We start from the raw sequence: 17,479 nt of genomic DNA on the forward strand, positions 1-17,479 counted from the left end.
TGTTGGATTAATGATTGATGTCCGGGTTCATAGGGAATGTCGCGATAGATATCTAAACCGATCGCTTATGGTTAGACGTCAATGCGCTATTATCAGGTAATATGGCACAGKTTTTAGCTAAGTTACAGGAAGGAATAGCTACCCCAGAATATCAGGAATTTGTGGCAAGATTTATGCCCAGTTAACTGATTCTACACATACCATCAATGGTTTCTAGGGGAACTTCACAGTAATAAGATACCGCTGGCTCGTTCAAGGTGCATAATTAATATATATTCCCGTAGAAACCGCTTCTATTTATATCACAAAGCGATCGCCTTTTTGGGGGGATTATTGCCTCGGTTAAACTTAAATGAATTGTGGGGTATAATAGAGGGTATCCCCCAGCACGGTTGATGCAAATCACAACTAAGAGCGATGGGGATCACCTGTTCAGGTGATCCAACTCATATGTAGTCGTCTGTATAATCACAGAAAAAATCAGCCACTTGAGGGAAGATATATATATAGTGGAGCATTGAGGTTAGGGAGATGAGCAGCTACTATAACAGCATGACCAATTCTAATGGTTCCCTTGAGGAAATGTTTGGTCAAGTGATGTTTTCCAGTGTGGTGACGACTGAAGACCGCCAAAGGTTAAAAGCCACGCTGCTAAAGGAAACTATTAGCGAGGATGAACAAGCGATTATTAACCGCTTACTCTACAATGTGCGCCGGGGATGGGTTAAACTAATTGACTGAAGTTTAATTAGTAGCCCGTGTTATCCACTGTTTTGCTTGTGTCCCACGGTAGCCGCGATCGCCGCCCTCAATTGGTTGTAAATAGGTTAGCACAACAGTTAAGCGATCGCCTGAAGGTTGAAAAGGGTTGGAATGGTTTAACTGATTCTTTGGTGGGGAGTGCGGTGTTGGAGTTAGGTCCGACTCCCCTATCTGTACAAATTCAACAATTCGCTAAGTATAGCCTGAGTTTAGGGATTAATCGAGTCCAAATTCTGCCGCTGTTTCTGTTACCTGGGGTTCATGTGCGCGAAGATATCCCCACGGAGGTGGAATTGGCGCAAAAATTCCTGGGAAGGGAGATACAGCTTGAACTCCAACCTTATCTGGGAAGGGAGGTTAACCAGTTGGCGCGACTACTGGAGGGTCTCAAGAGGGGTTACTATGTTGATGCTTGGGTTCTGCTTTCCCATGGGAGTCGCCGCGCGGGTGGAAATGAGGCGATCGCTGATATAGCTGATAAAATCAAGGCTGCTGTGGCTTATTGGTCTGTTCCTCCCCATGTGGAGTCACGGGTTGAGGAGTTGCTGGAAGCTGGATATGACAGGATTGGGATTTTACCTTATTTTCTGTTTTCGGGTCGCACTACTGATGCGATCGCGGATGTGGTGGCCAATCTTGGCGACAGGTTCCCCCATAGCCAACTACACCTCACGCCTCCCCTAGACCACAGCACACACCTGGGGGATTTGATTTGTACTTGGGCGAAATCTTACCTCTAAGATATCTTCCCCCTGCTCGGGTGGGGGGTGATTCTCATAATTATTGGGGTTTTTTGAGGCGATCGACCCTCCCCAATATCTCTGTTGGTTTCGGGGTAAGTGTTTCGGCTTGTGTAAAGTAATGTTACAGATTCTCATAACCTCGCGCGAGTTTTAATTTGGCGATCGTTCAAGTAAACTGGAGCCAACAACAGAAAAGTTTTTGTTTTTGGGGGTTGACACTCTGGCGCTCTCTCTGATACTATTAATTTCAGTGAAAACAAAGGAATTTGCTTCGACAAAAACAGCCTGTAAAGTTTTGTTAAGCACCTTCTAGGTATGCTCGCGCAAACGCACCTTGAAAACCCCATACTGCAACGTTTCCAAAGGCATAGGGTCAGACCCTACCAATTCCCCGCAAGGGGACGGAAACTGGCAATTTCAATCTCCGCGAAGATGTTGAATGCGGTAAGCTGTCAGACCCTACCAATTCCCCGCAAGGGGACGGAAACCCATCTTGGACTCTCTGGATCTTTGGCCGCATTATCTGCAGTCAGACCCTACCAATTCCCCGCAAGGGGACGGAAACTCCCTTCGACGCCCACAGGATGCCCGCGACATCCAGGGAGTCAGACCCTACCAATTCCCCGCAAGGGGACGGAAACTGAGGTTCATACTCATAATAGTTCGGAATAAAGTGGGGGATCAATAGTCAGACCCTACCAATTCCCCGCAAGGGGACGGAAACTTGATACGGCGATCATGACCTCCACGACCAGGAGGGAGATTCCGTCAGACCCTACCAATTCCCCGCAAGGGGACGGAAACGACCTGCCACGACACGGCCGTCGCCGTAATTTATGTGGTACAGTCAGACCCTACCAATTCCCCGCAAGGGGACGGAAACTTAATGAATATTTGTTCGGTCCCTTTATTTCTTAGTATTGTCAGACCCTACCAATTCCCCGCAAGGGGACGGAAACTAGAGGATTCTCCGATGGAGTACTCGCTAGAGGATTCTCCGAGTCAGACCCTACCAATTCCCCGCAAGGGGACGGAAACTCTTGTTGTTTTTCAGCAAGGTGTAATCGAATCTTTTTGGGTCAGACCCTACCAATTCCCCGCAAGGGGACGGAAACTTTGATGCGGATGTCCCCGCTGTCGCCAACCAGAACAAAAACCACGCATGTCAGACCCTACCAATTCCCCGCAAGGGGACGGAAACCCTGCTCGAAATCCCAAAGTTTAAGGTTTGTTTCCGCGTGTCAGACCCTACCAATTCCCCGCAAGGGGACGGAAACATCCCCAGACTTAAACTGCTTGGGGGAGGCATGATAGAAGTGTCAGACCCTACCAATTCCCCGCAAGGGGACGGAAACGTTCATACAACGGATAGTTTTGACTAAAGTGGGGGACCAGTCAGACCCTACCAATTCCCCGCAAGGGGACGGAAACAATATAAATAGATCATCTTTTCTACTATTTATTTTTGTTTGTCAGACCCTACCAATTCCCCGCAAGGGGACGGAAACAGGTGAGGACGGTAATGAGCGCCTGGAGTGCTGCAGCTTTCTCGGGAGTCAGACCCTACCAATTCCCCGCAAGGGGACGGAAACAACAGGGAAAGTGAGTCTTCTAGTCCTGAACAAGACTTTAAGTCAGACCCTACCAATTCCCCGCAAGGGGACGGAAACACATCTTTTGCATTCTTTCCGGTCCGCACTTTGGCCTCCAGGTCAGACCCTACCAATTCCCCGCAAGGGGACGGAAACTAAATACAAAGAGTGACACAATCACTCAAGCAGTATTAACGTCAGACCCTACCAATTCCCCGCAAGGGGACGGAAACTTCCCGATAATGGTTAGGGTTCCAGACTTTTGCGATGTAGCGCGCGTCAGACCCTACCAATTCCCCGCAAGGGGACGGAAACTTTTCAAGCGGGCCTCGATCACCGCCTTCCCAATTCCCTCGGGTCAGACCCTACCAATTCCCCGCAAGGGGACGGAAACAGGGTGTCCTTGTTTGTCGATCAGGATGACGTCATCCCACTGTCAGACCCTACCAATTCCCCGCAAGGGGACGGAAACACGGGCCTAAAAACTTCGAGAACGAGGACTTCGCCATCGTCAGACCCTACCAATTCCCCGCAAGGGGACGGAAACGCATAATGTTAACAGTTTCTCTGGCTTTGGCTTTTCATTCGTCAGACCCTACCAATTCCCCGCAAGGGGACGGAAACTTTCGGCTTCGGCGCGCTCTAGCGCAGCAGCAACCAGAAACCCGCGGTCAGACCCTACCAATTCCCCGCAAGGGGACGGAAACGTTCGGGTTTGGCTGCTAAATATGGCGTGACCATTGTGTCAGACCCTACCAATTCCCCGCAAGGGGACGGAAACAATGGTGTATCTATATCATTGTTGGCTATGTGCTTTTCAAGTCAGACCCTACCAATTCCCCGCAAGGGGACGGAAACACTACCTGTATTTCTAAACATTCTCATAGAACGCGCTACCATTACAGTCAGACCCTACCAATTCCCCGCAAGGGGACGGAAACTTATCAGGTTATTCTCAACTTGATTTTGCCCTAAGATAGCCGTCAGACCCTACCAATTCCCCGCAAGGGGATGGAAACTTAACTCCACAAGGACACCTCGTCGCTTGTGGTGAAAGCGACCGTCAGACCCCAGCAACTCCCCCCAGCAGGGCGATCGCATTTTCACAGCCAGCAACTCCCCCAACCAGAGCGATCGCATTTTCACAGCCAGCAACTCCCCCCAGCAGAGCGAAACCCCAGAAATTAGTTAATTTTGAGAGCGATCGCCAGGGTATAATCATCTGCAAGGGATTTTTGCTAATTGACTCAATGAAACCAGGTCCATCGACACCAGAAACACATTTGCCAACCTTTCCCGTTTTAGGATTACCAGTCCATTTGGCTGATAATTATAGCCAGTGGCTGTCATGGCGGCTGAGTCAGGGTTTGGGAACTAATGTCATTACCCTCAATGCTGAAATGGCGATCGCCGCCGAATCCAATCAACCCCTAGCCCAGTTAATCCGAAGCGCCGACCTAGTCATTCCTGACGGCGCGGGTGTCGTGCTTTATTTGAAATTCAAAGGACACCCTATCCGCCGTTGTCCGGGAATTGAATTAGCCGAAACCCTCCTTAATCAGGTCAACCAGCTAAGACCCTCTGGATTAGTGTTTTTCTATGGTGGAAAACCTGGTATTGCTCAAAAAGCAGCAGACAATTTTCAGCGCCACATTAAAGGCTTGGCGATCGCCTCCTATCACGGCTACCTGTCCGACTCCGAAGAACAGGAAATGCTTGCCAGTCTCCAGGAACTACAACCTCAATTAATTCTAGTCGGTTTAGGCGTTCCCCGTCAAGAGTTTTGGATTGCTAAACATCGCCATTTATGTCCTGATGCGGTGTGGATTGGAGTCGGTGGCAGTTTTGATATTTGGGCCGGAGAAAAACAACGAGCCCCCGCTTGGTTTTGTGAACATCATTTAGAATGGCTTTATCGTTTGTATCAGGAACCTTGGCGCTGGCGGCGGATGTTGGCTTTACCCCATTTTGCTTGGAAGGCTTTAATCAAGTCTTAATTAGCCGATTCCACACTCCTCTAATTTAGCCATAATTGCCAAAATTCTCGCTAATCCAAACCCTCCCAATTTCCCCATTAATCTACTGGCGATCGCAATATCCCCCACCCTCCCCGACGGGAGATGACCGGGGGGGGCTTTGTCTATTTCAAACACTAGGTTATTGTACCATAACCAGTCATTCGGTCGCCGCCATCCCACCCTTTCCCCAAACAGGTTATAAGTCTCTATATCCGCATTGGTAGAACCCCCGATTTCCTTCCAAATTCGATACTGGACACTAAACCCAAACCGACCATTACTATATTGACACCAAAGCTGATCAATGGTGCGGAATATATCACAGGGTAACTTTCCCAAACTCTCGATATCCAAAGAACCTTGACTTTCCCGATTTGCTACTGCTAAAATTAAGGTGGTGGTTTCCCGGTCGGCATCCCTCCATCTGCCACTTTTGAGCAGCTTTTCCAGGAAGCTATAGTCCGTAGATGGTGATAGCCATGACTTCATATCTTCCCGCACTTCTTGGGCGCATTGGTAGCGTTTATTGCTGCTGGTCATCACCATTTTATCTAGCAGATCCGCTAACCGAGAATTTAGGCGATCGCCTAAATATTTGCGCCAATTCCATTCCCCATCATGAACATTATATAATTGCCAAGGTTGCACCTGCGTTAACAAATAAAGACAGGTCACACCCAAGCTATAAATATCACTGCTAAAGTTAGCCTGTCCCAAGGTTTGTTCCGGTGCCGCATATCCCGATGAACCTATGCTAGTCCCCGGACTCGTTAAAGCCTTCGCTGTCGCAAATTTTGCCGCCCCAAAATCCACTAAAATCAGTTGATGATCGGGATGTCTTCTGATGATATTATCCGGTTTAATATCCCGGTGAATTACCTGCTTTCCATGGATAAAATCCAACAGAGGTAACAAACTACCCAGGAGATTAATCACCTGTTGCTGGCTAAATTTTCCCTGGGTTGTTAACTCATTTAGCAGGGTTTTACCGGGGATATATTCCTGCACTAAATATTGGCGATTATCCTGGGTAAAATAAGCATAAAGTTCCGGGATTTGGGGATGATGTCCCAAGTCATCTAAACGCACCGCTTCCAGTTCAAACAGTTGTTTAGCTTTCACAACTCCCTGAGTCCCCACCCCTTGGGGAAAAAACTGTTTAATCACACAAATAGGCTTCGAGGGTTTGTCCTCATCAATGGCTTTAAAAGTGCGACCAAACCCTCCCTGACCGATAATAGCGATCGCCCTATAGCGTTCTTTTAATAACAGTTTAGCACCACATCGCTGACAAAACTTGCTATCAGGTGGGTTATTAGCCAGACAGTCAGGATTTAGACATTGACTCATTGACCCTCCCTCATCGACAACCCCCTAGCCTTATTTTACCCGACCCAGTGCGATCGCGCCATCAACCAAAAACCACCGCCGAATTAGCCGGGGAAATCCGAATTTTCGTGTTAGTATATTCTGGAGTCCATCCCGACATATTGCTAAAATAGCGCACCGCTTTAATTCTCTTAGTATCCGTTAGGTGAAACCAGTGTTCTGTCCCCGCTGGAACATTAATATATTCTTCAGCTTCAATCACCAACTCCATTTGACCACCATCAACACCCACAAAACCAAACACACCCTCCCCATCAATAATATAGCGCACCTCATCATCAGCATGGGTGTGGCACTGCTCAAACTTAGCCAGTAGGCTGTCTAAGTTAGGGATATCGGGATGTAAAACGATTAAATCCCTCGACTGATAACCAGCCGTTTCCTGGAGTTGTTGAAAATACCCATCGAGAGATTCTAACACCTGTTCTTTTTGGTGATCATCCAAAGCCGCCTCACTTAACAAGCCGCGAATTTCTGGGTTATCTCCCACCGGCCATTTATTTAAGTTAACATTCAAAGCAGAAAGTTCTCGGCTAATATCTTCTAGGTTAGAATAACTCGTGCCATTTTCCAGATGTAAGATTGCCATAGTTACTATTGATAATCAGCGCCTCTTATTATACCATATTCACATAGCCCAACCCAGAAATCATCACTTATGTCTGAAGATACATCAACCAACCATCAGGACCTGTTAGAAACTTGGCGATCGCAAATTCGCCAGGCTGATATAAATAACGTTTTCTGTCATTGTCGAGACTGTGAAGCCGAGTGGGTAGGTTCAGCCTGGGATGAAAACTGCCCTAGTTGTGGAAGCACAAAAATCGAAAGGATATCCTGTTGGCAATTTCCCGATGATTAACACTTCCCCACCGCCCAGAAACCCCTTTTTTTTGTGGGGTGAGGAAAAAGGCAAGAGCCAGACATAAGCCGGGTTCTGTTGTCTCAACTGCAAATAGCAATCAAGATAGCAGTTATCTATCTGGGATATCTGTTACCAGATACCTCTAGCGGTACACCATAAACGGGATCGGTAAAAGACCAACCGTCATCCCTGCGACCTTGCTCCCAACCGGGGTTTACCGAGCCGATACCTCACGATATCGCTGGTGCGCTCTTACCGCACCTTTGCACCCTTACCAGTGAGCTAAATAGCCCCTTTGGCGGTATGTTTCTGTGGCACTATCCTCACGATCGCTCGCACTGGGAGTTACCCAGCAAGTCTAGTCTTTCGGGAGCCCGGACTTTCCTCAGATTCAAACCAATGAATCCGCAACCGCCATCGCTGACTCTTACCCACACCAAATTATAACAAATATCCGCACGCCCCGCCTCAATTTCCCCCAGTCTTTAGCTGATCGGTAAGAATAATAATGGGAATGGCTGCACCAAGTGGGGATTAACTGTGAGTCGGAAGTGGTTGGAAGTTTTCAAAAACAAAGGCGCTGATCTCAAAGAAATTATCGCCTGTGCGATCGCCAATGCAAGCATCATCCTGGGAATTTTGCTGCTGAAACAGCTAGGAGGACTCCAAACCCTGGAATTGATAGCCTTTGATGTGATGGTGCGACTACGCGACGATTTAGAACCAGATCCGCGATTATTGATAGTGGGTATCACCGAGGAAGACATACTCGCCTTCAATCGCTGGCCTTTATCTGATGAAGTCATCGCCCAACTTTTAGATCGCCTCTCCCAGCTACAACCTCAAGCGATCGGTTTAGATATCTATCGCGACATTCCCTATGAACCCGGACATCAATCATTAATCCAACAGCTTGACAACCCCAAAATTATCACCATCAAAGCCCTGGGAGACTCAGACATTCAGGGAACCCCCGCCCCTCCCACAGTCCCCCCCAATCGCGTCGGATTCAATGATTTGTTACTAGACCCTGATGGAGTTGTGCGCCGCAATTTAATGTTAGCCACCATTGAAGACGAAACCTTCTACTCATTTTCCATGCAACTCGCCCTCAGATATTGGCAAAAACAGGGCATTAACCCCACCAATAGCCCCCTTCACCCTGATGGTATTCGTTGGGGTCGCGCGGAATTTTTACCCCTTCACCACACCAGCGGCGGATATCAGACCATTGATGACCAAGGATATCAAATTCTCCTCGATTACCGCTCCCGTAAAGCCGTCGCCAGGGTTGTCAGTGTTAGCCAAGTCATCTATGGTAACATCCCCCCCTCTTGGGTAGAGGATAAAATCGTCTTAATCGGAACGATCGCCCCCAGTGGAAAAGATCTATTTCTAACTCCCTATAGTCCCAGCCGCCGAATTTCCCCCAAAATGCCAGGAGTGTTAATTCACGCCCAAATGGTTAGCCAACTTTTGGATGCAGTGGCGGGGGAACGTTCTTTATTTGTGTTTTGGCCACAGTGGACAGAATTAATCTGGGCTATAGTTTGGGGGGTAGCAGGTGTCATGGTGGTGGTCGTGGTGCGTCATCCCCTCGTGTGGATATTTTGCCCCCCAATCATGTTAGGAATTTTGTGGGTGGGGGGATTTTACCTATTTTTAAACAGTGTCTGGGTTCCCATGATTGCGCCTAGCCTGACTCTCCTATTTACCTCTGTGATTGTGATTATTTATCTGGGATTTCGTGCCCAGCGACAGCAACAGGTGGTGATGGGATTACTCGGACAAAATGCCTCCCCAGAAATCGCCAAGGCTTTATGGAATAGTCGCGATCGCCTGATGACTAACGGGAAGTTACCCGGAGAAAAACTCGTGGCTACTATGCTATTTACTGATATCCGCAATTTCAGCACTATTTCCGAGCAAATACCCCCAGAACAGCTAATCGAATGGCTCAATCAGTATCTGGCTACCTTAACCCAATGTGTTCATAGTCATCGAGGCATTATTAACAAGTTTATGGGGGATGGGATTATGGCTGCCTTTGGTGTTCCTATCGCCCGCACTACCGACGCTGAAATCGCTCAAGATGCCTATGCAGCCGTGGCTTGTGCTTTGGAAATGCGCGATCGCCTCATCGAGTTAAATAAACTTTGGCAATCCCAAAATCTACCCCTTATTGAAATGAGAGTTGGGATTTTTACCGGACCCTTAGTTGCTGGCAGTTTAGGCAGTCGCGATCGACTAGAATATGGTTTATTGGGAGATTCTGTTAATATTGCTTCTCGCCTCGAAAGTTGCGAGAAAGATAGACAGTCTGAACCATGTCGCATCCTCACTGCTTATCAAACCTTAGTCTATCTTCCCGATGTTTTTGATCTGGAATCTTGGGGGTTTATTCCTCTCAAGGGAAAACAGCAACTTATTGATGTTTATCGGATTGTCGGCTGGCAATCTCCACCTCAAGCAGAACACCCCAAATAGTATTGATTCAGTCTAGGCTTTTTTGTCTTCTTTAGCAAACCCTCCACTTGAGACAATAATACCTCCAAATCAATCGGTTTATAAATGATGCCATCCACATCGATATGAGCCTCTTCCCGGTCTTCTAAATAGCCACAAGCCGTCATAATTAAGACGGGGATAAATGGGAGGCCTTGTCGGCACCTCAAAATTTTTATCACATCATAACCGCTCATTTTTGGCATCATTAAATCCAAAATAATTAAGTCGGGTGTTGATGACTCAACCATCTGCAATGCCACCTGACCACTTTCGGCTGTTTGCACGTTATATCCGGCATCTTGCAGCAGAATTTCTACTAATAATCTGCCATCCATAGAGTCATCTACTATCAGAATATTAGCCGAATTGGGTGGGATTACACTCTCGTAACTGTTCATGTTAATCATAATAATTTACTGTTGACAATATCAAGCCTGATTTTCCCAACTATACCCCCTAGGAGGCTAGGGCGAAAACTCTCAACTTTGATAACAGAGTTAATCCTGATATCTGGGTTAGTAGTATCATAGAGATGGCAATGATTTTGAGGGTAGCTTTCTCAGTTACCCATCCTATACTAAGAACTTATAATCTGTCTAACCTCTATCTAGGGAAGTATAAAATACCTATGTCAAGATTTGATGTTAACTTATCGGCGAATCGGCTGATTAACATAAATCCACCGATATTGTCAACAGGCTAAAACCCATGTTCTCAGGGAAGAGACCATCACAGAAAGTCAGTCTGGGGGAATAGTAATTAATGCAATTATTCAATCCACCCGGAGCGTAAAGCTCTCACCGCAGCCTGAGTGCGATCGTCAGCACATAACTTATTTAAAATACTGCGAACATGAGTCTTAACTGTACCCACAGTAATATATAACTTTTCGGCAATTTCGGCGTTACTGCGTCCGCCGACAATCAATTCTAAAACCTCCAATTCCCGCTCAGTTAAGGGACAAGTAGATAAAAATTCTTTATATTCTGGTTCAACAGCATTTATAGTAACAGTAGCCGCGTTGGTATTTTCCCCGGGTAGATTTTGAGCCTGTTGTAAAACCGTGCGAGCAATAACCGGGTCAATCCAGGAATTACCTTCACTGGTGACTTGGATGGCTTCCATTAAGCGATCGATACTCACATCTTTAACACTATAAGAATCTGCCCCCGCCGAAAAAGCGCCCATCACAGCATCTTTATTATCGTGCATAGTCAAAATCAAAACCTTAGTATTTGGTCCCCCTTTGCTACGGAGATATTCCTTAAAAGTTTGAGTTAATTCAATCCCATCAATATCAGGTAAACCAATATCAATAATTGCCACATCAGGTCGAGTCAATTTCAACACTTCCAAACCCTGGCGACCGGTGGCGGCTTCCCCGACCACCTCCACCTGTTCACTCTGTTGTAGGGCGGTTTTTAAACCCACACGAGTTAAATCATGATCTTCAATTAAAACCACCCGAATAGTTTTCATCATTTACCCTCCAGAAAATTCTCAAATACCAGTATTTCAATCCTAGACAACTTAAAATCTGCCATTTTGTGACTGGTGCGACGCTGACCCTGAGTTATTGTCAGCCCAGAAACAATGATTGTACCACCTTTAATCGGACATAGAGATAATCTCCGATTCCAGGCAAGAGTATCTGAATCAGACCGGAGCCATTAACTGTTAAAGTGGTCTAAACGCGCTCTATAGTGTAGAAAACTTTAGCCATTTGGATAATTTCTGACCAAATACAATAACTATGTATTCTTCTGCTATACCCTCAACATACTCCCGCCCACATATTTTAGCGGTTGATGACTCCCCAGAGAATCTATTTCTGATTGAAGCCATGTTAGCCGACGAGGGATACACGGTCTATTGTCAACCGGACGGAGAGTCAGCCCTAAAAACGATATTAGAGAAGCCGCCCCAACTGGTATTATTGGATGTGATGATGCCGGGAATTGATGGCTACGAAGTAACTCGACGTATCCGCAATAACCCTAACCTCCCATTTATCCCGATTTTATTGATTACAGCCCATGATCAATCTAGTGTAGTGGAAGGACTGGACGCGGGGGCTGATGATTTTATCCGTAAACCGGTAGAAATTGACGAACTCCTAGCCAGGGTGCGATCGCTACTCCGACTTAAAGAGAGTATAGATGAACAGGTGCAAATGGCACGCCAACGAGAAGATTTTGTCTCTCGCCTCACCCACGACCTACGGACTCCCCTGGTGGCGGCAGATCGGATGTTAAAACTATTCCAGCAGGGCGCATTGGGACAAGTGACCCCAACTATGTCGGAGGCGATCGCTACCATGATTAGCAGTAACCAAAACCTCCTACAGATGGTCAATACCCTACTGGAAGTATATCGCTATGAAGCCGATCGCAAAACTATTGCCTTCTCCAGCCTAGACTTGAGTGCATTAGTCAAAGAGGTAGTCGAAGAATTGACCCCCCTGGCTATGGAAAAAGGCTTAATTATCCATATAGACGAGATCCAACCGGATCTATCAATGGTTGGCGACCCCTTAGAATTGCGCCGGGTGGTGATGAATTTGCTGGGAAATGCCATTAAATTCACTGACCTGGGGAAAATTACCGTCCGGCTACAGGTAGCAGCCAACCCCACTAATGGCACACCTGAGATAATTCTACAAGTTGAGGATACCGGAGAGGGAATGTCGGACCCCGATCGCGCCATTATTTTCGATCGCTTTCGTCAAGGAAACCATAAGCGATCGGGAAGTGGCTTAGGACTGCATTTGGTCTCCCGAATTGTCGCCGCCCATCATGGTATTATTGATGTCACATCCCAAAAGGGTCAGGGTAGCTGTTTTACGGTGAAATTACCCCAAAAGTTGGCCTAAAAAATTAGTGCGAGTTTTCAACATAATCTCGTATACTGGTACACTGCGAGACTAAAATTTTCAATTGAGAACCTACCCGCGATAACCATGAGAACCTACTACTGCGGACACCTAAGAAGTGTTAATATTGGAGAAACAGTCACCCTCTGCGGCTGGGTCGATCGCTATCGCGATCATGGGGGGGTGGTATTTCTGGATCTGCGCGATCGCAGTGGTCTGGTACAAATTATCAGCGATCCTGAACGCACCCCTAATTCCTACGGGCTTTCTACTTCTGTCCGTAATGAATATGTTTTACGGATTACTGGTCGAGTTTCACACCGTCCTGATGAGTCCATCAACCCCAAAATACCAGGGGGCGATATAGAAGTATATGCTGATGAAATCGAAGTCCTCAACGGACTAGGAAAGCCTCTACCATTCCAGGTCGGGAGTAATGATAATGAATCAGTCCGCGAAGAATTACGCCTCAAATATAGATATTTGGACCTGCGACGGGAACGCATGACCCGTAACCTACAATTGCGCCATGAGGTGATTAAGGCTATGCGGCGCTTCCTGGAAGATCAAGAACATTTTATTGAGGTGGAAACCCCAATTTTGACGCGATCGACTCCCGAAGGCGCACGGGATTATTTAGTTCCCAGTCGGGTTAACCCCGGGGAGTGGTTCGCCCTTCCTCAGTCTCCCCAATTGTTTAAACAAATGTTGATGGTCTCCGGGTTCGATCGCTATTATCAGATCGCCCGCTGTTTCCGCGATGAAGATCTACGGGCTGACCGACAACCGGAATTTACTCAGTTAGACATGGAGATGAGTTTCATGTCTCAGGAGGAAATTCTCACCTTAAATGAGAACCTGGTTTGTCATATTTTTAAAACTGTAAAAGGTATTGATTTACCCCGCCCCTTTCCGCGCATGACCTATAAGGACGCGATGGAACGCTATGGGAGTGATAAACCCGATACCCGCTTTGGCTTAGAACTTGCTGATGTTTCTGACCTGCTGAAAGATTCCGGTTTTAAAGTGTTTTCAGCGGCGATAAAATCGGGGGGAATTGTGAAAATCCTGCCGATTCCTGGGGGAAATGATTTGATTTCTAATGTGCAAATTAAACCCGGTGGGGATTTGTTTAAAGAAGCCACGGAAGCCGGGGCGAAAGGATTGGCTTATATTAGGGTGAAAGCCGATGGACAAATTGATACTATCGGCGCTATTAAAGATAACCTGAGTGATGAACAAAAAGCGGAAATTCTCCGGCGCACGAATGCGAAAGCGGGGGATTTATTACTGTTTGGTGCGGGGGATGTAGCCACGGTTAATAAAACCTTGGATAGACTGCGATTGGTGATTGGTCAAAGGTTGGGATTGATTGACCCTGAACAAATTAATCTGCTCTGGGTGACGGATTTTCCTATGTTTGAGTGGAACCAGGATGAAAAACGCCTCGAAGCTATTCACCACCCCTTTACTTCTCCCCATCCTGATGATATTAATGATTTGAAAACGGCTAGGGCTCAGGCTTACGATTTGGTGCTAAATGGTACGGAAATTGGTGGCGGTAGTCTGAGGATTTATCAGCGGGAAATTCAAGAGAAGGTTTTTGATGCGATCGGTTTATCTACGGAGGAAGCCTACAACAAATTTGGCTTTTTATTAGAAGCCTTTGAATATGGAACACCCCCCCACGGCGGTATCGCTTACGGTTTAGACCGCTTAGTGATGCTATTAGCTGGGGAAGATTCGATCCGAGATGTAATTGCATTTCCTAAGACACAACAAGCCCGTTGTTTGCTTACTAATGCACCCTCTGGGGTTGATCAAAAGCAGTTAAAAGAGTTACAGGTAGCTTCTACCTATAAGCCTAAAAAATCTGAGTGATTTGGTGGTGGAGATAATCACGATTGGCTGTTGTTAGCACAGCGATCGCATAAGCCAAAAAATTCCAGGGTATGATAGTAAATCTTAAAATTGTGGGATTGTTGTAAGGTGGCTTCTAAATGATGCACTGGACACTCATCAATCACAATTGAGTAACCACACTCAACACAGGTGAGATAGTGTTCATCCTCCTGTACCAGACTATAAACAGATTCCCCGGTCCCTAATAGCCGCACATGAACCAAACCCTCCTTTTTCAGTGCATCAAGGGAACGGTAAATTGTGGCTAGTCCCATAGCCTGGTCATTTTTACGCATTTCCATATACAGATCCTGAGCCGAAAGCGATCGTCTCAGGGTTTTAAGTTTGCTCAAAATTCGTTCTTGACTACGAGTCCGACGAGTTTTCATCACTTCCCATTACCATTGCTCAATTTGGCGCTTATCTATAGGCTATCATTAATCATAACAATAGCAACCGCTGTCTACAACTATTATGATTCAAAGCCCTTCAAGTATCCAGTCCCCAATCCGGTTTTCGCCCGCCACGAGACGTTTCATCCTCGCTTTGGCTGGCTAAAAAAAGGTTTTGATCTGGCTAATAAAGATGCTGGTATTTTTTTTGCGGAAGATGCTCCGGTGCGCCTGGGAGTTGGTAAAAATATGGTGCGATCGCTTCGTTATTGGTGTCAAGCGTTTAAGATTTTAGGAGGCGATCGCCCCTGATCACCCCATCAAAATTACACCGTGGTTATCCCTCAATTTTTAGTCGAAGACAGATAAAAAAACTTAGATTTTTGAACCTGTGAACAGGGGGATATGCACTGTGGGGAAAGACTCCGGGATATGCGGTTGATTGTGATTGACCAATGGCAAAAACTGTCTTCAGTGACGTTTAATCCTCCGTGAAGGCGATCGCACGTTGAGGGTTAAGTAGTGGGAAGACCTGGCGGGTGATCAAACCTCCAGCGTACCCCTGGTGCAAAATGTCACATAAAACTTGGCTATAATTTGTTCAAAATCTATCAATTGAACAGGCAAAATATACGATGGAAATTATCAAACTCAAAATCCGGGCGGATGGGGAAGGAAAAGTTATTTTACAAGTTCCTCAAGATTTAGCGAATCAAGAGTTAGAGATAGCTGTTATCTATCAATCCGCTTCTCCACCTTCCGCCACTCAAACCCCAGACGAATTAGGCTGGCCTCCGGGATTTTTTGAACAAACTGCAGGCTGTTTAGCCGATGAACCGTTGGTCAGATATGACCCAGGGGAATATCAGGTGAGGGAAGAAATCGAGTGATTTATTTACTGGATACAAATGTCTGTATTCTCTACCTAAATCGTCGCAATTCTGGAATTCAGGAACATTTAGAGCGGTTATCTCCCAGGGATGTGGCGGTTTGTTCGGTGGTCAAGGCAGAATTGTTTTATGGAGCGATGAAAAGCTCAAACCCCTCTCGTACACTGGCGCTACAGGAGGTATTTTTAAGTCAGTTTGTGTCTTTACCGTTTGATGATGCAGCAGCGAGTATTTATGGCAGGATTCGCGCTCAATTAGCCGCTTTAGGAAAGCCAATCGGTCCCTATGACCTCCAAATTGCAGCGATCGCTTTAGCGAATCATCTGATTTTAGTAACCCATAATGTTCGGGAGTTTGCACGGGTAGAAGGATTACGCCTAGAAGACTGGGAAGCCTAAATCTGAGGCGCTATCCGTCAGGATGAGAAGCCATGGCAGGGTCTCTATAGCTGGTAGGTTGACTTTTTACTCCAGCGCGGTACTATGGACGATGGACATCACAAGCTGATCCAGTCCCTGAGTTAAGAATGTAAAATTTTATTGCTCAGGCCGATCGCCCAGGCACAGACTGGGTAACAATAAGGGTTTTGCTTACCAGACATCACCGGAAACCATCGTGATTCAAACCAGCCTCAATCGTCATATCATCGATCCACCCCCAAGCGTGAATCCGGTTTTTGCCCGTCACGAGACCTTTCACCCTCGGTTTGGCTGGCTCAAAAAGGGGTTTGATCAAGCCGAAAAAGATGATCGTATTTTTTTGGCGGAAGATGCTCCGGTGCGCCTGGGAGTTGGTAAAAATATGGTGCGATCGATTCGTTATTGGTGTCAAGCGTTTAAGATTTTAGGAGGCGATCGCCCCACGGTATTCGGTGAAAATATTTTAAGAGATGACGGCTGGGACCCGTTTTTGGAGGATCCGGCTTCTCTGTGGTTGCTACACTGGAATTTGCTTAAACAACCCTGCGATGCTGCTGCTTGGCATTATACATTTAATCAGTTTCGGCGGGTGGAATTTTCCCAACATGATTTGTTTGTGGCTATCTCCGACTATGGGAAAACTCTTAAAAAAACCCTGGCTGATTCTTCAATTAATAAAGATGTTAGCTGTCTGCTAAGGATGTACGTTAAACAAAGCCGAAATCACCAAGTTAGTGAGGATTCGATTGATTGTCCTTTTGCCGAATTAGGGTTAATTCATAGGGCTGGCGACTCTAAATATTACACCTTTAGAGTTAACCAGAAGCGCAATTTACCCCCGGAAATTGTAGTGGCTGCTTGTTTAGAATATGCGGACTTTGTGGGGCGTGAACAACGCACGATCGCCCTCTCCCGACTACTGTATGATATCGGTAGTCCGGGGATGGTTTTTAAGTTGCCAGAAACTGCGGTCTGTGATGCCATTGAAAAGGTGGCGCGGGGATGGAATGCGATCGCTTTATCAGAAGCCGCCGGATTAATTCAGTTTTCCTTTAACGAAAATCCCCAAAAATTAGCGGATCATCTGCTGGGGATGTATTACAATAAAAGGAGAGTTGGCTAATCAA

General features: G+C 46.5%; 17 protein-coding genes, 1 other RNA gene and 1 CRISPR repeat array. Of the genes, 11 read left to right on the forward strand and 7 right to left on the reverse strand.

Features of this window, described 5'->3' with window-relative positions; genetic code table 11:
* The first annotated feature begins 531 nt into the window (after window positions 1-531).
* Together B9T16_RS08300 and B9T16_RS08305 are read left to right on the forward strand one after the other, a co-directional pair.
* Entirely contained in the window at window positions 532-741 is a 210-nt protein-coding gene (locus tag B9T16_RS08300) for a hypothetical protein (RefSeq protein WP_410244522.1), read from the forward strand.
* Between the two features lie 17 nt (window positions 742-758).
* Window positions 759-1,502 carry a sirohydrochlorin chelatase gene (locus tag B9T16_RS08305; RefSeq protein WP_410244523.1) on the forward strand — a complete coding sequence of 248 codons (744 nt, stop codon included), beginning with the start codon at window positions 759-761 and terminating at the stop codon, window positions 1,500-1,502.
* Between the two features lie 375 nt (window positions 1,503-1,877).
* Window positions 1,878-4,116: direct repeats of the CRISPR family, unit length 37 nt; unit sequence GTCAGACCCTACCAATTCCCCGCAAGGGGACGGAAAC.
* 44 nt (window positions 4,117-4,160) lie between these two features.
* Here the strand turns inward: B9T16_RS08305 and B9T16_RS08310 are convergent.
* Window positions 4,161-4,319, reverse strand: coding sequence for a hypothetical protein (locus B9T16_RS08310; RefSeq protein ID WP_410244524.1), 159 nt, complete (start codon window positions 4,317-4,319; stop codon window positions 4,161-4,163).
* Between the two features lie 28 nt (window positions 4,320-4,347).
* On the opposite strand from B9T16_RS08310, the gene B9T16_RS08315 reads away from it, so the two are divergent.
* A complete protein-coding gene (locus tag B9T16_RS08315; protein ID WP_315669770.1) occupies window positions 4,348-5,094 on the forward strand; it encodes a WecB/TagA/CpsF family glycosyltransferase in 747 nt (248 codons plus the stop codon).
* Here B9T16_RS08315 and B9T16_RS08320 read toward each other — a convergent pair whose 3' ends face one another.
* Together B9T16_RS08320 and B9T16_RS08325 are read right to left on the reverse strand one after the other, a co-directional pair.
* Window positions 5,095-6,465, reverse strand: a complete 1,371-nt coding sequence (locus B9T16_RS08320; protein WP_410244525.1) for a protein kinase domain-containing protein — start codon at window positions 6,463-6,465, stop codon at window positions 5,095-5,097.
* Window positions 6,466-6,526: 61 nt separating this feature from the next.
* A complete protein-coding gene (locus B9T16_RS08325; protein WP_006616480.1) occupies window positions 6,527-7,093 on the reverse strand; it encodes a 1,2-dihydroxy-3-keto-5-methylthiopentene dioxygenase in 567 nt (188 codons plus the stop codon).
* Between the two features lie 69 nt (window positions 7,094-7,162).
* Here B9T16_RS08325 and B9T16_RS08330 point away from each other — a divergent pair, with 69 nt between their 5' ends.
* A complete protein-coding gene (locus tag B9T16_RS08330; RefSeq protein WP_006616481.1) occupies window positions 7,163-7,366 on the forward strand; it encodes a hypothetical protein in 204 nt (67 codons plus the stop codon).
* Between the two features lie 49 nt (window positions 7,367-7,415).
* Here B9T16_RS08330 and rnpB read toward each other — a convergent pair.
* An RNA gene (gene rnpB / locus B9T16_RS08335) (RNase P RNA component class A) lies at window positions 7,416-7,797 on the reverse strand.
* A gap of 112 nt (window positions 7,798-7,909) precedes the next feature.
* Here rnpB and B9T16_RS08340 point away from each other — a divergent pair.
* Window positions 7,910-9,856, forward strand: coding sequence for a CHASE2 domain-containing protein (locus B9T16_RS08340; protein WP_410244526.1), 1,947 nt, complete (start codon window positions 7,910-7,912; stop codon window positions 9,854-9,856).
* Here B9T16_RS08340 and B9T16_RS08345 read toward each other — a convergent pair.
* Together B9T16_RS08345 and B9T16_RS08350 are read right to left on the reverse strand one after the other, a co-directional pair.
* The gene (locus tag B9T16_RS08345) at window positions 9,835-10,284 is read right to left on the reverse strand and encodes a response regulator (RefSeq protein ID WP_410244527.1); all 450 of its coding nucleotides are present in this window, start codon (window positions 10,282-10,284) and stop codon (window positions 9,835-9,837) included. The two genes, B9T16_RS08340 and B9T16_RS08345, sit on opposite strands and share 22 nt — an antisense overlap.
* Window positions 10,285-10,645: 361 nt before the next feature.
* Window positions 10,646-11,356 carry a response regulator gene (locus tag B9T16_RS08350; RefSeq protein ID WP_410244536.1) on the reverse strand — a complete coding sequence of 237 codons (711 nt, stop codon included), beginning with the start codon at window positions 11,354-11,356 and terminating at the stop codon, window positions 10,646-10,648.
* A gap of 274 nt (window positions 11,357-11,630) precedes the next feature.
* On the opposite strand from B9T16_RS08350, the gene B9T16_RS08355 reads away from it, so the two are divergent.
* Together B9T16_RS08355 and aspS are read left to right on the forward strand one after the other, a co-directional pair.
* Window positions 11,631-12,749, forward strand: coding sequence for a hybrid sensor histidine kinase/response regulator (locus B9T16_RS08355; RefSeq protein WP_410244528.1), 1,119 nt, complete (start codon window positions 11,631-11,633; stop codon window positions 12,747-12,749).
* An 87-nt stretch (window positions 12,750-12,836) separates the two neighbouring features.
* Window positions 12,837-14,630: an aspartate--tRNA ligase gene (gene aspS / locus B9T16_RS08360; RefSeq protein ID WP_006618796.1), complete on the forward strand. Its 1,794-nt coding sequence runs from the start codon at window positions 12,837-12,839 to the stop codon at window positions 14,628-14,630.
* Between the two features lie 17 nt (window positions 14,631-14,647).
* Here aspS and B9T16_RS08365 read toward each other — a convergent pair whose 3' ends face one another.
* Window positions 14,648-15,040 (reverse strand): Fur family transcriptional regulator, encoded by a 393-nt coding sequence (locus B9T16_RS08365; RefSeq protein ID WP_410244529.1) that lies wholly within the window; start codon window positions 15,038-15,040, stop codon window positions 14,648-14,650.
* Window positions 15,041-15,064: 24 nt separating this feature from the next.
* Between B9T16_RS08365 and B9T16_RS08370 the strand changes: the two genes are divergently transcribed.
* The 4 genes from B9T16_RS08370 to B9T16_RS08385 all read left to right on the forward strand — a co-directional run bounded on the left by B9T16_RS08370 (window position 15,065) and on the right by B9T16_RS08385 (window position 17,475).
* Window positions 15,065-15,355, forward strand: coding sequence for a DUF4007 family protein (locus tag B9T16_RS08370; protein ID WP_410244530.1), 291 nt, complete (start codon window positions 15,065-15,067; stop codon window positions 15,353-15,355).
* 323 nt (window positions 15,356-15,678) lie between these two features.
* Window positions 15,679-15,933: a hypothetical protein gene (locus tag B9T16_RS08375; protein ID WP_006618799.1), complete on the forward strand. Its 255-nt coding sequence runs from the start codon at window positions 15,679-15,681 to the stop codon at window positions 15,931-15,933.
* A complete protein-coding gene (locus tag B9T16_RS08380; RefSeq protein ID WP_315669765.1) occupies window positions 15,930-16,331 on the forward strand; it encodes a type II toxin-antitoxin system tRNA(fMet)-specific endonuclease VapC in 402 nt (133 codons plus the stop codon). Before B9T16_RS08375 ends, B9T16_RS08380 begins: the two co-directional genes overlap by 4 nt.
* Window positions 16,332-16,548: 217 nt before the next feature.
* Window positions 16,549-17,475 (forward strand): DUF4007 family protein, encoded by a 927-nt coding sequence (locus B9T16_RS08385; protein ID WP_410244531.1) that lies wholly within the window; start codon window positions 16,549-16,551, stop codon window positions 17,473-17,475.
* Window positions 17,476-17,479 lie beyond the last annotated feature (4 nt).

It is taken from the genome of Arthrospira sp. PCC 8006 (genome assembly GCF_046480465.1).
Lineage (GTDB): Bacteria > Cyanobacteriota > Cyanobacteriia > Cyanobacteriales > Microcoleaceae > Limnospira > Limnospira platensis.

What these genes read in the sequence shown, in the direction of transcription:
- B9T16_RS08300 (WP_410244522.1), top strand. Translation starts at nt 532, where the DNA reads ATGAGCAGCTACTATAACAGCATGACCAATTCTAATGGTTCCCTTGAG.
- B9T16_RS08310 (WP_410244524.1), bottom strand. Translation starts at nt 4,319, where the DNA reads ATGATTATACCCTGGCGATCGCTCTCAAAATTAACTAATTTCTGGGGT.
- B9T16_RS08315 (WP_315669770.1), top strand. Translation starts at nt 4,348, where the DNA reads ATGAAACCAGGTCCATCGACACCAGAAACACATTTGCCAACCTTTCCC.
- B9T16_RS08320 (WP_410244525.1), bottom strand. Translation starts at nt 6,465, where the DNA reads ATGAGTCAATGTCTAAATCCTGACTGTCTGGCTAATAACCCACCTGAT.
- B9T16_RS08325 (WP_006616480.1), bottom strand. Translation starts at nt 7,093, where the DNA reads ATGGCAATCTTACATCTGGAAAATGGCACGAGTTATTCTAACCTAGAA.
- B9T16_RS08330 (WP_006616481.1), top strand. Translation starts at nt 7,163, where the DNA reads ATGTCTGAAGATACATCAACCAACCATCAGGACCTGTTAGAAACTTGG.
- B9T16_RS08345 (WP_410244527.1), bottom strand. Translation starts at nt 10,284, where the DNA reads ATGATTAACATGAACAGTTACGAGAGTGTAATCCCACCCAATTCGGCT.
- B9T16_RS08350 (WP_410244536.1), bottom strand. Translation starts at nt 11,356, where the DNA reads ATGAAAACTATTCGGGTGGTTTTAATTGAAGATCATGATTTAACTCGT.
- B9T16_RS08355 (WP_410244528.1), top strand. Translation starts at nt 11,631, where the DNA reads ATGTATTCTTCTGCTATACCCTCAACATACTCCCGCCCACATATTTTA.
- aspS (WP_006618796.1), top strand. Translation starts at nt 12,837, where the DNA reads ATGAGAACCTACTACTGCGGACACCTAAGAAGTGTTAATATTGGAGAA.
- B9T16_RS08365 (WP_410244529.1), bottom strand. Translation starts at nt 15,040, where the DNA reads ATGAAAACTCGTCGGACTCGTAGTCAAGAACGAATTTTGAGCAAACTT.
- B9T16_RS08375 (WP_006618799.1), top strand. Translation starts at nt 15,679, where the DNA reads ATGGAAATTATCAAACTCAAAATCCGGGCGGATGGGGAAGGAAAAGTT.